General features: G+C 45.4%; 11 protein-coding genes and 2 pseudogenes. 3 read left to right on the top strand and 10 right to left on the bottom strand.

Features of this window, described 5'->3' with window-relative positions:
• Positions 1 to 99 precede the first annotated feature (99 nt).
• Positions 100 to 303 (bottom strand): hypothetical protein, encoded by a 204-nt coding sequence (locus HQ29_RS06935; protein WP_018964952.1) that lies wholly within the window; start codon positions 301 to 303, stop codon positions 100 to 102.
• On the opposite strand from HQ29_RS06935, the gene HQ29_RS06930 reads away from it, so the two are divergent.
• The 3 genes and pseudogenes from HQ29_RS06930 (at position 302) to mobC (ending at position 4015) form a co-directional block, all read left to right on the top strand.
• Entirely contained in the window at positions 302 to 682 is a 381-nt protein-coding gene (locus tag HQ29_RS06930; protein WP_036868680.1) for a plasmid mobilization protein, read from the top strand. The genes HQ29_RS06935 and HQ29_RS06930 overlap by 2 nt on opposite strands.
• Entirely contained in the window at positions 679 to 1962 is a 1284-nt protein-coding gene (gene mobB, locus HQ29_RS06925; RefSeq protein WP_036868677.1) for a conjugal transfer protein MobB, read from the top strand. Before HQ29_RS06930 ends, mobB begins: the two co-directional genes overlap by 4 nt.
• A gap of 51 nt (positions 1963 to 2013) precedes the next feature.
• Positions 2014 to 4015: pseudogene (gene mobC / locus HQ29_RS06920) on the top strand (conjugal transfer protein MobC).
• Here mobC and HQ29_RS06915 read toward each other — a convergent pair.
• The 9 genes and pseudogenes from HQ29_RS06915 to HQ29_RS06875 form a co-directional block, all read right to left on the bottom strand.
• Positions 4005 to 4370, bottom strand: coding sequence for a DUF3307 domain-containing protein (locus tag HQ29_RS06915; RefSeq protein WP_036868675.1), 366 nt, complete (start codon positions 4368 to 4370; stop codon positions 4005 to 4007). The pseudogene mobC and the gene HQ29_RS06915 sit on opposite strands and share 11 nt — an antisense overlap.
• Before the next feature lie 12 nt (positions 4371 to 4382).
• Positions 4383 to 5312, bottom strand: a complete 930-nt coding sequence (locus tag HQ29_RS10465) for a 5' nucleotidase, NT5C type (RefSeq protein WP_052089938.1) — start codon at positions 5310 to 5312, stop codon at positions 4383 to 4385.
• Positions 5312 to 6313, bottom strand: coding sequence for a hypothetical protein (locus HQ29_RS06905; protein WP_036868672.1), 1002 nt, complete (start codon positions 6311 to 6313; stop codon positions 5312 to 5314). Before HQ29_RS06905 ends, HQ29_RS10465 begins: the two co-directional genes overlap by 1 nt.
• 38 nt (positions 6314 to 6351) lie before the next feature.
• Positions 6352 to 6678: a hypothetical protein gene (locus tag HQ29_RS06900; RefSeq protein ID WP_152566505.1), complete on the bottom strand. Its 327-nt coding sequence runs from the start codon at positions 6676 to 6678 to the stop codon at positions 6352 to 6354.
• Positions 6679 to 7560: 882 nt separating this feature from the next.
• Positions 7561 to 8049: pseudogene (locus tag HQ29_RS10680) on the bottom strand (O-acetyl-ADP-ribose deacetylase); the annotation flags it as partial.
• A gap of 21 nt (positions 8050 to 8070) precedes the next feature.
• Positions 8071 to 8925: an alpha/beta hydrolase gene (locus HQ29_RS09940; protein WP_235318035.1), complete on the bottom strand. Its 855-nt coding sequence runs from the start codon at positions 8923 to 8925 to the stop codon at positions 8071 to 8073.
• 493 nt (positions 8926 to 9418) lie between these two features.
• Positions 9419 to 10420 (bottom strand): hypothetical protein, encoded by a 1002-nt coding sequence (locus HQ29_RS06885; RefSeq protein WP_052089935.1) that lies wholly within the window; start codon positions 10418 to 10420, stop codon positions 9419 to 9421.
• Positions 10421 to 10464: 44 nt separating this feature from the next.
• The gene (locus tag HQ29_RS06880; RefSeq protein WP_036868667.1) at positions 10465 to 11538 is read right to left on the bottom strand and encodes a hypothetical protein; all 1074 of its coding nucleotides are present in this window, start codon (positions 11536 to 11538) and stop codon (positions 10465 to 10467) included.
• A 9-nt stretch (positions 11539 to 11547) separates the two neighbouring features.
• Positions 11548 to 15060 (bottom strand): hypothetical protein, encoded by a 3513-nt coding sequence (locus HQ29_RS06875; RefSeq protein ID WP_036868665.1) that lies wholly within the window; start codon positions 15058 to 15060, stop codon positions 11548 to 11550.
• Positions 15061 to 15067: the final 7 nt, after the last annotated feature.

Genomic DNA, 15067 nt, shown 5'->3' with positions numbered 1-15067 from the left:
AAGTTGGTAAATCAGTCGCTTTCAACCCCTCGGGAAGCATCGGGAAATAGCAGGATATTCTCGGAATATCCCTTATGATGAGACTGTTACAACAAGCCTCTAACTTTGCAGAGGAATAGAAAATGGAGAACTATCTCCATCGAAGTAGCCCCCGAAGAGGGTGGATGCTTCATCAGCATCATCTCTTGATACCGGCAAGGTGTGTCTTTGTCCGACAAACTCCGTTTCTGCCGACAAAGCCCCCTTGCCTCGGTGCGAGGAGAAAATGACTCCAAAGTCGTCATTAACCAACAATACAGCCATGAATGAAAAGATAGAACGTTGGGATAGGTGGGATACTCGCCTACCCAATCCCAAAGACCAACAAAAGGTCATTGCTCTCTTCCACAAATCGGGAGCAGAAACAAAGTCAGACTTCGTGCGTGCCCGTCTTTTGGGAGAGAGTTTTAAGGTCATTACCGTAGACAAATCAGCCGTGGAATACTATCGTAAACTCTCCGAACTCACGGCACAAGTTCATAAAATAGGCATCCTCTACAATCAAGTTGTGAAGGCAATCAACAGCTACCATTCAGTGAAAACAGCTCAACTTTTGCTACAAAGGTTAGAGCAATATGCTTCACAGATTGTCGCCCTACAAGAGCAGGCAATAGCCCTTACCATAGACTACCGCAAGCGATGATTGCGAAGATTTCCAGCACAGCCAATCTCGGAGGAGCACTCGGCTACAACTTCAAAAAAGTGGAGGCTAAAGAGGCGACAATACTCTTGGCTCAGGGGTTGTATCAGAACACCAACGGTAAGTACACAATGAGTGAAGTTCTTGCCGATATGCAAGCACTTATTCCAAAAAAATGCAGGACGAAGAATGTGGTCTTTCACTGTTCTCTCAATCCACATCCCGATGAGAAACTATCGGACGATATTCTTGCTCGGATAGCCCAAGAGTACATGCAGGCACTCGGCTATGGCAAGCAGCCCTATATCATCTTTAAGCATAACGACATTGCACGCGAACATATTCATATCGTATCACTACGCATAGATGGAAAGGGGCGCAAACTGAATGACCAATTTGAGAAGAGACGAAGTAAGAAGATAACCGATACCTTGGAACGCAAGTATGGCTTGATTCCAAGTACAACTCAAAGAAAAGACCAGATAGCAACGATTCAAGATGTAAAACAGGAGAACGGAAATATAAGGGAACAGATCGCCTCTGTTGCCCGCTCCGTCATTTCTCACTACCATTTCTGCTCTTTGGGAGAATTCAATGCAATTCTTACCAAGTATAACCTTGCCGTAGAGGAGGTGAAAACGGAGTATAGAGGAAAGAGATACAACGGACTGGTCTATGTCCCAACAGATGGTAAGGGGAATAAGATCGGTATACCTATCCATGCCTCAGAAATTGGACGAGGGGTAGGCTATTCTGCTGTTCAACATAAGATGCAGCAATCCAAACAGAACATCAAACCGCTTGTGGCAAACATACGACAAAGGGTCTTACAAGTGATGAGAACTTCTCCCCGAACAGAGGAGAGACTGCATCGTGGACTAGAGAATGAAGGTCTACGAGCAGTCATCAGGAAGAATAACAATGGTCGTATCTACGGCATCACTTTCATTGACGATAAGTCAGGTGTGGCTCTCAATGGCTCTCGATTAGGAAAGGGCTATGGAGCCAATCAATTTGAAGCCTATTTCTCTGACTTGACGCACAACCACTTCTTAAACGAAGAGCTTTATGGCCAAATAGCAGCTTCAGAACAAGTCAACAAACAACTTACACAGAACCTGCTAATACAAGAAAAAGCGGGCGATAATCTCATTGATGAAGTCCTTGAAGAGTTGGTAGGTGACACATCTCTACCAATAGGCAACGACGATTGGAAAGAGGTAGCTTGGCAACGCAAACTTCGCAGACAAAACAAGATCAGACTAAAGCGAAGAAAACGGTAAACGAACAGCATTATAACACGATTCGAACACTATTCAAATGATATTACAACTATGGCACAAGAAGATGATTTGAGAGCACTTGGCAAGATTATGGACTTTATGCGAGGACTATCCGTGATATTCCTCCTCATCAACTGTTATTGGTTTTGCTATGAAGCCTTTCATGCGTGGGACTTTACGCTGGGCATTGTAGACAAAATCCTGATGAACTTTCAGCGAACGACAGGACTGTTTTCCACCATCCTTTGGACGAAGCTCTTCTGCGTGGTCTTCCTTGCTCTTTCCTGTTTGGGCACCAAGGGTGTCAAGGAGGAGAAAATCACTTGGTCAAAGATATGTGCTGTGCTCGCTGTGGGCTTTGTCCTATTCTTTCTCAACTGGTGGTTACTTGCTCTACCGATTGGTAAAGTAGGAGCAGCTTCGCTCTACATTTTTACACTTTCAGTCGGCTACATCTGCCTCCTGATGGGTGGTGTGTGGATGAGTCGCCTACTCAAGAACAACCTCATGGACGATGTCTTCAATGTCGAGAACGAGAGCTTTATGCAGGAAACACGATTGATGACCAACGAGTACTCCATCAATTTGCCGACTCGCTTCTACTACAAAAGGCGATGGAATAGGGGTTGGATTAACGTGGTGAATCCCTTCCGTGCCTCGATGGTGCTCGGCACTCCCGGTTCAGGTAAGTCCTTTGCCATCGTGAACAACTACATCAAGCAACAAATCGAGAAAGGCTTTGCGATGTACATCTACGACTATAAGTTTCCTGACCTCTCCGAGATTGCTTACAATCATCTGCGTCATCATCTTGATGCCTATGAGGAAGCCACAATTCTATGTTATCAACTTTGATGACCCACGAAAGTCGCATCGCTGTAATCCTATAAATCCGTCCTTTATGACGGACATCTCGGATGCCTATGAGTCTGCCTATACGATTATGTTGAACCTCAACCGCACGTGGATACAAAAGCAGGGGGACTTCTTTGTCGAGTCACCTATCATCCTCTTGGCTGCCATCATCTGGTATCTCAAGATTTATGAAAATGGTAAGTACTGTACCTTCCCCCACGCTATTGAGTTCCTCAATCGCCCCTATGCTCAAATATTCCCCATCCTGACTTCCTATGATGAACTGGCCAACTATCTCTCTCCTTTTATGGACGCTTGGGAAGGCGGGGCTCAAGACCAGTTACAAGGGCAGATAGCATCAGCTAAGATACCGCTATCCCGTATGATTTCGCCAGCTCTCTATTGGGTGATGACGGGCGACGACTTCTCCCTCGACATCAATAATCCCCAAGAGCCGAAGGTCTTGGTCGTAGGCAACAACCCTGACCGCCAAAACATCTACTCGGCAGCTCTCGGGCTATACAACAGCCGTATCGTGAAGCTCATCAACAAGAAGAAGCAACTCAAGTCTTCGGTTATCATTGACGAGCTACCAACCATCTACTTTCGTGGGCTGGATAACCTCATTGCAACAGCACGAAGTAACAAGGTAGCGGTGTGTTTAGGCTTTCAGGACTTCTCGCAGCTGACTCGTGACTACGGCGACAAGGAGAGCAAGGTAATACAGAACACTGTGGGCAATGTGTTCAGCGGTCAAGTAGTAGGCGAAACGGCGAAGACCCTCAGCGAACGCTTCGGCAAGGTGCTTCAGCAACGCCAGTCGATGACCATCAACCGCAATGACAAGTCCACCTCTATTTCCACACAGATGGATAGCCTAATCCCTGCCAGCAAGATTTCTAACCTCACGCAGGGTATGTTTGTCGGAGCGGTCTCCGATAACTTCGATGAACGCATCGAGCAGAAAATCTTTCACGCTGAGATTGTGGTTGATGTCGCCAAGGTATCTACCGAAACTAAGGCATACGAGCCTATCCCCGTCATTGCTGAGTTCACAAACAAAGATGGCTCCGATAATCTCAGCGAGACTATCGAAGCCAATTATAAGCGTGTCAAACAAGAGGTGCTAAGCCTTGTCGATACCGAGATTGAACGAATTAAGGCAGATTCTGAGCTCCGTCATCTAATCAAGGATTAGCTAAATGATAGATCAATAAGACAACCAAGGTATGAAGGAATTGATCTAGACCATATAGTTGCCAATAAGGCTTGCGACGCATATCTGCAAAAACGGGATAACGCTTCGTAATACACCCCTTGGAAACATCAATAACAAAATGAGTTCCTAGTTCTATACCAAAGCCCAGTAGCACCACTTGCCAAGACACCTTAAAAACGAATAAAACGAAGAGCATTAAAGTCGCATGTACTGCAGCATGTTCTATGATCGGTAAAATCTTCTGTCCATCAGACTTAGCTACAAGCATCCGCCTATTCGTTAACTGATAATCCGCCAAGTAATGACAGAGGAGCAAAGATATGAGTAGAGGCATACACTCTAATACTTATTTGATGTTTAATAGATGTAATACAGAGTTCCAATTCGGACAAGCTTCAGTTCCAAAATGAAGATGCTGTCCTGAAAAGGATTCGATCCCATTCTTAGTACGATCGTCAATTATGATAGCACCTTGATTTAGATGTTTGTGGTGAGATAGGATAAGTCTCTTATAAAGAGGAGTATCTTTATCGAGTCCAAAGTAGTGTTGAATCCAGAGTAATTTATCAGACCAAGCAGAGGTGTTGAGCCAAGGGGCTGTAGACAAAACATAAACATCGTAAACCTCTTGAAGCCGTACCACTGCCTCCACAGCTCCATCCATTGGCTCCATGAGAGAGAAGATACCTGGCACTTCATCCAAGCGACCTTGATACTCCACCTTAGTCGCATCATCTAGACGAGCAATGCCACTCTCGAAATTGACGAGAACGTTGTCCATATCTATATAGAGGATGGGCTTGGTATCCTTAATGAGGAGATACTCATACTCCGCCATGTAGCGCGTATTCCTATCCAGATCTTGCTCCGTAGGCGAAGCCAAGCGAGAGAGAACCATATTATGCTGTAAATCATGTAGCTTAACCGCCGTAGCTAGAGGTGATGTAGCTATCGCCTCTATATACTGCTTGCGTGTAGCTCCCTCTTGGTGCGTGAGCAAATTAAGCGCGTGGCTTAGCTCTAGCTTCGTAGTGTATGGCAACTGATTTTTGGCTTCCGCCTCTAGTAGCTCGAGTACTTCGCTCACGGTATAAGGAGTATCCTCTGCTGCATCGTGCAGATAACCTACTATCTGCTCTAACCAAGTGCGCCCTTGCGCAGCTACTAATCTAAGATGTTCCTCGAAGTAAGGCATACCTGCCTTATCTACCTGCCCTGCGTGTAGTCTCTGGGCCAGCCTTGCAGCAGCATCTATCCATTGCTGATAATTCGTCATTAGTACATCTGCCAAAGATACCACTTACCCTTGTAGGTATAATATATACCAGAAAGGACATCCATTTCTTCTGAAGATTTGACTTCATAGACGAGGCTTTTATTCCATATCTCTTCTTCGTCTAACTTAAACTTATCTGTAAACCCCCAATCTATGAGCAGAGCATAGTTCTTCTCATCATACTCTAGAGTATGGTTGCGTACAGCCTCTATGAAGCTGTGCTGCATGTGATCGATAAAGAGAGATGGTATCATACTTTCATGCGCAACTACCTTCGTACCTACTTCATCTTCCAGTATAATCTTATCGACCTCCTCAGCAGCTCCAGCCTTAAAGCACTCAGCCAGAGAGGTGATAAACTCTTCGAAGTCCCCATCTTGCTTCAATTCAGGCATTGGCATATCTTGCGAATAAGATCCGTCGCCATACACCCGCTCAAATAAAGATGATAGTAGGAGAAACTTCCATTTCCCGTCCTTTGTAATGAGTACCTCCTTAAACTCCATAGCATATCTTTGTCCTCCGCTCATGATAAAAATCCGTCCTGATATTCTATCAATCCCATTCGAATTTTTTCCTTCCTTTTTATACTCTACTCTATCTAGATAGTAGTCGCTCCAGTCTATACCTATCTTCTCAGCCTCCATCTTTAGCTCAAGAAAAGCAGCCGTAGCCATCTTAAGGAAGCTGTCTCTCCTGCCGAGGAAATAGAATAGACTTTCCTCGTTCTCGAATTCCTCTTCTGGTATACCTAGGTCGAGCGCCTCATCTTGAGTGATCCAGTCAAACTTGCTGGCATCCGCGCTAGCTATGGCCTCTAGTATCTGAGTGGCTGCTTGCTCCTCTGGTATCAACAAGGTATCCGAAGCACAGGAGACAAATAGAAGTATAACTAAAAGGCTACAAAAAAGCCTCCTCAACGAGATCTTAATCGATGTATTGAAGATTGCAGACGAGAGACCTCTAAGAAGGGTACTCTTAATGGAAAATTTACTAGTCATTGGTTTGTTTGATTTACGTAATACTTATACTATTTTGATTAAAATCCACCTGCATAGTACCAAGTAGCATCGTACTTGATGATCCAGAGCAAGCCATTACCACCGTTGAAGAGGATAGCACACACCTCACTGACGAGCTCAGGGTCTTTGCCAAGCCTCCGAATCTCTTTGAGCATACTCTCCATCTCAGGGTCATAGATGTTGAAGCTCTTCTTTTCGTACCACTCTCTCAGATACTCGTGCACCTCCTTTTCGCTTCCTCGCTTGCGCATCTTCCGTTGAATTTCAGGATCCGAAACTCGTGCTATATCTGCCTCAGTGAAGTAAGGGAAGAGAGCTGGCTCCTGTCTCAGCACTGCGAGCAAGACCTTCTCTATGATGGGGACTTCGCTACCTTAGGCATACGCCTTGAAAGTGATACTCAACAACGCAAAAATCAGCAGAAGGAGTGGGGATTTGGTATTTTTCATACTATATAACAGCTAGTTTGTATTGATGTAATTATAATTATTGAACGATTAGGATTCGCTAAGGGTAAGCATGCGGATGAGAAGTTGAGGCACACAGTCCTCCTCAAGAACAAAGCGCAACGTTCGCTCTCGATTTCTACTATAGCTCTCTCCTATGACTGTGAGTATCGCCATACACATGTACCAATCGGCTTGCTCTAGCCACTGCCAAAGAGGGGGTTGTTCTAGGGGATCGTATCCCTCTGGGAGGGCATACTTAGTATCTACAACCATACCGTATTCAGCAGCCTGTGTGAGAGGAGATAACTGTAGCTGCACAGCCCTGCTAGCTACTGCCTCCTCAAAAGAAATAAGACCGATTAGAGGCTGAAGAGGGGCATATATACGCTCAAATATATCCCTATTCCGAACCGCATAGCGCAGAGTATATAGCTTACGATACTCGTTCCACAGACGCGCCTTATCCTCGAGAGAACATGTATTCAGTTCCATCTGCTCTAGAGTTTGGCGCATGCGTACCTCAAGTAATAGCGGTGTAGGCTCAGTCAACTCCTCAGTTCCTAAAGCCGAAACAGCCCCTAGGATCACACTTCGCTCCTCTACAGAGAGTTGCATCATGGCCTTACTCTCTATGTCTTGCAAAATCTGCTCCACATCGCAAGGGTGCAAGGAGAGCCTATAGATGAGTTCCTTGTACCACTGTCCCCAGTCTTCATCTCCCAAAGATAGAGGATCTGCCAAAGAGAGACTCAGGCGGACTGCATCTAGCCAACGCTGAGCGATCTGTCTCCTATAGATAGCATACATATCAGTCTTGTAGCATACTACCGTAACTAGAATCCCATATTCGGCAGCTAGGGGAATAAGCATATCGAGTGCTATCTGAGTCGCCTCCTCTTTAGGATAGGCATAAGCTCCAGCACTGATGCAGGGAAAGGCAATATGCTTCAAACGCAACTCTATGGCTAGTTCCATAGCCCGCCTATAACAAGAGCGAAGTAGCTCTGCCTCATTGTGCAGCCCACCCATATAAACAGGACCTACTGCGTGGATGATGTATCGGCAGGGTAGATTGTATGCCTGTGTAACTTTGGCTTCACCCGTAGGACAGCCCCCCAACATACTACACTCCTTGAGTAAATCACCGCCTGCGGCACGGTGTATTGCACCATCCACTCCACCGCCCCCTAGGAGGGAGCAATTAGCTGCATTTACTACAGCGTCGCAGGATACAGTAGTAATATCACCCTGAAGTACCTTTATCATAATGAGTTGTTTTTATTTTGTTTATTTAAGACAAGAGAGTAGGAATGTCGCTATATAACGGTCTACTTCCGCCCAATCTTGACTAATACCTCCTTGTTCATTGATGAGTAAATCGTGCTTCACTCCTGGAATAATGTCAAGTTTAGCAGACAGTCCCACGTCCCGCATTCGTCGAGCAATAGGGCGAGAACCATAGACATTGTAAAACATACTGCCAAGTGAAGAGAGCCTACGACCTAGTAGTATTTTGAAGGGGAATCCCTTATCTAGAGGAAGTAGATCATCCTCCTCTCCGTGGATAAGCAGAGCAGCCACGGCATCATCCTTATTGATTAAATCTAAGTCCGTTATAGCCCCACAGAGACTAACTATAGCTCGAGGTCGAGGAGCGTAAGGCAAATCTCCAAGATCATGACGAAACATATTATCCGATCGTGCTTGATACTCTTGTCCCTCTTGCATAAACGCAGTCGCTAGAACAGTCATCCCTCCCGCACTATGGCCGATATAGAATATCTGCTGTGGATCTATACCATAGCGACCTGCATTGTTCACTAAATAAGCCGTAGCTTGGCGAAGATCCTGAACGGAACGATAAATACTACGTTTAATCGCCGATAAACCTAGAAAAGAGCAACCCAGGCGATAATTGATACTAGCAACCACATACCCTCGTCTAGCATAATTCTCTCCAATCAGTCGTCCTAGCATATCCCCCTTGTCCCCTAGGAGAAAAGCCCCACCATGGACGAAGACAATGAGCGGTCTGCGACTATAGCTGTCTCGCTTTGGCGTGTATATATCCAGGGATAGCTCTAGAGGGACGATGCCCTCACGAAGCACTGTTTCTTGATAGGACTTCCATATTCTAATCATATAGTCCTGCGACTGCTTGGGAGCCAAGCCGTCCGTACTATGGGCAACATAGAATCCATCAACTTGAGCGTAGATGACATCTTGCCCCACTTTTGTATAACCTAGATCACAGTTTAGATTATATCTCTGTGCCATTCCATCAACGAAGAAGAATAGGGAAAGAAGTAATATCCAAAACTTATGTGCCATAATCTTCGTCATGTGTATATGTTTTTCTTTTTAAGTGATTTCCAGAAACATAGTAGTGTTATGGTGAATATTTCGTCTGATTTATTGTCGAATTCACTTTCGCTTTGATAGAGAGATAAATACATGGTGTTCATCATACTAGACTTGATTCTACCAATGCATAAGTTCATTATGTTGATTTGTTCTAGGAAGGCCAGAGATTATGTTTTGGGCAACTATTTTTTGCTTCTGCCCTCTTCTGTCCAAAAGACTAAAAACCGAGGGGCAGGTTTGCTCCTGCTCCCTCGGTACTCATTGCAGGGATTTAGAACCTAAGGCTAAGAAGATAGCCAATAGTAAAGTTTGTTTTAGAGTCAAAGACAACATATTCACATCCTGTAGCTCCATCAAGAATGGACTTATAGATGTTAAGCCCTGACTTTAGCTTGAGGTCGTCCGCGTTTGCCTTTTGAAGTGGCATATAAGCATCTCCCTCAGGGGCAAGCGTTATGTATCTCAACTGAGTATTACCTCCATTTTGGAACTTAGCCAAATCATATGGAATACCGCCTATCATGAAGCAATGTTGACGATGTGATGCAGGAATCTGAGCCGCAAGCTCACGCACTTGTTGTGCAACTTCTTCATCAGATGCATCTTTCTTGTAATACTTCGCACCAAAAGTTTCATGCGTGACGAGCTTCCCATCTTGCATGTATGCAATTTTGGTATTACCAGAGCCCATATCTACAAAGAATGACTTGTCTTGGTACTCTGTTGGGACTGTCGCCTTGTAGCCATAGGCGGCCTCTTGATTTGCTGTTACTTGATTGACAACATATCCCTTTTCTTTAAGTAGTCGTGTGATCTGTTTCACAATAGGCTCTTTTGCTGCTCCAGAGCTGACCACGAAGTAGATATACTTTCCTGGAACACCTTGATCAATCATTGACTTGATGTAGTTTTGTAGCTTCACACGAATCTCTTCATCTTGTGCGCCTCCCTCGATAACACTGCTAGTCCCGTATTCGGCCTTAACCAAAGACCAAGCCTTACTATCTCTCTCAATGATAAATGAGTTAAACCCTGTGGCTCCCATCTCGACGACAGCCGAGAGCTTACCATTTGTCACTACTGGAGGCTCGTAATTGAAGCTTTTGTGAATGGCAGGAGGCAAAAGAGGAGCCTCTTGCTGGGCTGTTTCCTCTGCTACGGACGACTTTTGAGTCTCCGATTTACTGTTGTTACTTGTGCCTGAAGAACTACAAGCTCCCAAGGCAAGTAGGCTAGTCATAGCCACCACAACTAAGAAGTTTTTCTTAATCATAACTGTTTGAATTTTAATGGGTTCGTAAAATATTGAATTGATTATTATATCCTCTTTTTTCTGCGGTTTTTGTTTTCGATTGGTCTGTAAGGAGTATTGTGTCTCGGCTTTAGCCTTTTAGAATCACCCGCAATGACTTGTCTTCTTGCTTTTTGAAGAGCGGCATTAGCCTCTTTTGGCATTTCGGGGTCTGCTATATCTATCTCTGCGCTAACCGTAAGGCTGTCAAGAATATATAACCTCTTTTCTGATATTTGCTCTGTAGGAAAATTAAAATAGTACCAGTAATCTCTATTTTGGGGTGCGCCTTCCATATTGTCAATTTGTTGCTCCATGAACTCTCTACGAGAAGCATCTTTAGCCTCTTTTTCCTGTTTTTTTGTAAAAGTATACCTCTTTATGTAGTACTGATAATCTTTTTCTTTTCCTTCTACCTGGCCTATATAGTATGTGTCGGGGTATACTAAAAGTACAAATGTTGCTGCAACGGCTCCACTGTTGAGGCGATCGTTTTTAGAAGACTTCCACTCTTCTTTCTCATCAGCATTGCCATTAGACGGTTCAACCTCTTTGACATTGGAGGTTGACTCAATCGTCTCAATATTAGAAACTTGATTAGACTCTGTGCGTCCGAATCGATATAACACTACCACAAGCAACAATAACACTCCTATTACGCTCCCAAACAACAGTGGCTTAGCGGCTCTTCCCTTCCTTTTAGGAGCTTCTGGAGGGGACTGAGGATTCTGTGGAAATACAGGTTTCACCTGGCCATTGTCAGGCATAGGGGGTAGTGGGGGAGAAGGGGGAACTGGGATACCTTTTCCATGATCCACGAGGAGGTTCAGCAGGCTATCAACCCCCTCAGGGCTGAAGCCCATAGTTCTGCTATAAACATTAATATCTCGACGGCTAAGCATAGCTTGTCCCGTATCGCCTTTACGGCTAGCCTCCTGAAAACGCTTGCAGTGGCCTAGTAGTGTTGCGAGGTTATCTAGACGACAATGTTCATCGGCAAAAGGGGCACAAAGCCCCTGCAGGGTAGTAATATCTATCCGCTCGAGAGAAGATAGAGACTGCTGTACTGACTCTATAATGAGTTGCTCTACTTTATTCATACTTATTCTCTATTTTGGACAATTAACGATAATCCTAACGATAGTTTGTCCTGTTACCTTAATGCTTATAATCGGTGAATGGAAGTCTATCATTTGGCTTTTGTACTTATTTACCCCGATCTCGTTGGCTGTGGCTCCTTCATATGACCACAAGGGTTTCTTGCTTGCAATCTCTTTGGCTCTACCATCAAAGACTTCAATCTTATCTGGATCTCGATCGGTGTCATACATCAGCTCGAAGCGACCGCTTGGAACTCCCATATTGTACTCCTGAACAAAGCCGTTGTTACCATGCTGTGAATTGCTTACCTGAGACACAGTACACTCGGGAAGGCTAAGTTCAATCTGTCTCTTAATATGGTCTCCACGAAGTAAATCTATCGCTCTGACTCCAGAGATACTCTGCTGATTGGGTTGGTAGTTGGGATGCTCCGCATATATCGTTAGCACTTCGTGACCTTTGGCTTGGAGAATAAACTTGCCATCACCAGCAGGTTGCACCAAAATGCTAGCGGGTATACAGCTAATAGTGCTACCTGAGACATAGCTCTTGTCTATAGCGTCAATGACCTCAATAGGAATAGATAACAATCGTGGCTGTAGCTTGATAATACTATCCTTGTCTATCTGTATGCTCTGCGATTTCAGAGCCTCGTACTCGGACGTTTCGTCTACGCTTACCAATAGCTCATCATTGGGTGTAGCACGGACGTTGATTTTGCCATTGTTATTACTCATCTGCTGATAGATATTGTCAGGCTTGTTCGCAAGGCTGTACTTTACTAGAATGCCTGGTATGGCATCTCCAGTCTCCTTGTTTACACACTTTAGACCTATGATATGCTGTTCTGGCTCTAGGTAAACCGTACGAGCCTCTTCATCTCGAGCGATGAACTGCTGTACCGTAGTAGATTGCCCGAAGCTGGCACTTTTGAAGAAGATGCAACTAGCCTTAAGCTCCAGCTCGTCCTGCACACGCAGATCATCGAAGTAACCTACACCCATACCATCTACGTTGGTCATTACGCTGTCTACGAATACATCCCCAGACTGTCTGTTTTTGAAGGTCAGCACCACCATTGCCGAGGGTAATGGTTCATGCGTAGCACTATTCTTAACAAAAAAAGTTATGCGCTCCTTGTTAGGCGTGAGGTTAATAGTCAGGTTAGGTACTCCCTCTATTAGGCCCTTAATCACCAGGTTGGTTGATCGGTGGGCAACATAGCCATAACGCTCCACCCGTATAGAGTCTATCTGCCCACAGAGAGCTATCTGAGGTATCTGGGCATTACCATACCCATCTGTTTGAGTTGTGTATTCGATAGTTTCGCCATCTCGCTGAAAATAGGCATGTAGAGTAGCACCCTTGATGGGATTCCCAAACTCCTGATTAAGCACTCGGACACTAACGTTCGTTTTATGCTCGTACATACGCAGCTTAAACAGCTTGCCAGGTAAAGTCCAGTGCAGCTTGTGTGTCATCAAGGTATCCATCGCAAGGAGGCACTCTGAGCTAGGACGTAGGCTAAGTTCCTCAAGCATATAGAACATATGTGAGAAACCACTCATTCCAACATCCTTAAACTTGAGAACCCCATCCTCTCCAACATTCGCTGCCTTGTTGAGCGTATCTGTTGTGAACCACGCCCCATCTTTGTAGAGATAGTGCGAGACAAACTGAGCTTGAACAGCTACACCGCCACAGGGCTTGCCATTAGCAAGAACCGTTTGTATTTGTATATCTCTATTATAATTGACAAACAGTAAGGCGATAAAGGGGATTAGCAATAGACACCATAGCCAGCGCTTATTCCAACCACGCACTTGTAGTGTGTACTTGTCCTGCCCTTCTTTAATCTTGCTCTGGAGTTTGAAGCTCCGCTCCTCTTTACGTCCATTAATGCCCGAGGCACGGAATTTCACCTGCACCCTATCTCCTATAGAGAAGGCACTACGAGGGTGAGCAAAGTGACCGTCTAGCTCTGTAATCTTCGCTAGGGGGGGCTCCGATTCTATCTGCATCTCTAGGGCTTGTGCCTTGATGGGTAGTCCCTTGGCATCAAGTAGGTAGAAATGGTAGAGTGGCACCCGTGGACGTTCTACTATTAGCACTACAGATTCTTCCCCACGTCGGGGCTTTATAGAAATGAAGTTTTGGGCATTTTCCGCATCGCGAAAACCATACTCTAGACCTGGCTCGGCTGGGTCTATGCGATAGAGTCCCTGAGCATCAGTCGTAACAATATGTGCCTCATCGCCCTGCTCTAGCTGTATCGTGTAGTCATTAGCTGGTTTGTGATCGGGATAGACAACCGAAAGTAGGAGACTGCAAGCAAAATCTTCGTGCGTGAGAATCTCGAAAACGTTCTGTCCCGCCTCTAATGCCAAAGGGTACTCGGCCCTGAAGCTACCCTGGGGGTCACTAACATGTAGCATAGTTGTATCTGTCCAGGGGATAGAGTCTAAGTGTATCTGCCCTAGGGCATCAGTACAATGTCTCTGTCCATTGACGAGTAGCTCGTACTCGGGGCGAGGATTACCTTCTTGGTTGATTACCCGCAGACCTGCCTCTGTCGTGAGGGCTTGCTCCATATAGTAGACAAAGTGATTGGCAAGTGGGTCTATATCTAAATAATAGACTTCACGAGGAGTATTGTCTACCTGTACTTCTATCTGTTGTAGTACCCCAAGGTCTAGGTTTTGCAATAATACCTGTCCTGAGGCATCGGTCTGATAAGACTTTCCGTTAATCTGTAGAACTTGCCCTGCCAATGGTTCTTGTTGCTGATTGCGTAACTCTACCTTGGCTTCAGTATAAACAGGAAAGACAACCTCATACAGCTCCTGACCAGAGATGAGGACGAAGCTCTGCTTGCTTTGCATCTTGGCATCCTCTGAAATCTCCAAAACAGCTCCATCGGGGAGTAGAGTTTGATCAAGGTTGTACTCGCCTCCAGCATCGGTATGTATGGCAAAGGGAGCATAACCCTGTTTGCACAGGTAGAGCTGCTTGTTCTGCAGTACGACTCCAGTGCTATAGCGTACCAGCAGACGTTTGGAAGGCTTCGCCTCGCTACTGGGCTTAGGGGGAGGAGGTAGTGGGGGCGTAGGTTTGTTGTGCAGAGCATAGCCCCACTGAGTGATACAGAGTTGTAACCTACCCTCAGCATCGTAGCGATAGAAAAGAGCCTCCTCCGAGGGATAAGTCAGTACCTGGTCGACATAGGGTGCTGCCTCTGTTCCTTGTATAGCTCGGCGAATCTCTTGATGTGCCCTAGATAGAGCTTCGTCTATAGCTGTACGCTCATTAGGGCTAGCCTGAATCACAGGCCGGAATTCTCCCTGACTGCTGTCTATGTACCACTGTAAGTTAGTCCCTGCGTTCAGCTCTGCTAGAAGACACTGATACTCGGTGGTGAGGCGTTTAGTAATCGCTTGGCGGATATTACCATAGCTACAGCCGTGTATCAGGGGGCGAACCGCCCCGATAGAGGCACACTTCTTTAAGGTCTGTACACTCATAGACTTT

Origin of the sequence: Porphyromonas canoris (genome assembly GCF_000765975.1) — a bacterium.
In the GTDB taxonomy this organism is placed as follows: Bacteria; Bacteroidota; Bacteroidia; order Bacteroidales; family Porphyromonadaceae; genus Porphyromonas_A; species Porphyromonas_A canoris.
This window is presented reverse-complemented; position numbering and strand designations above follow the sequence as displayed.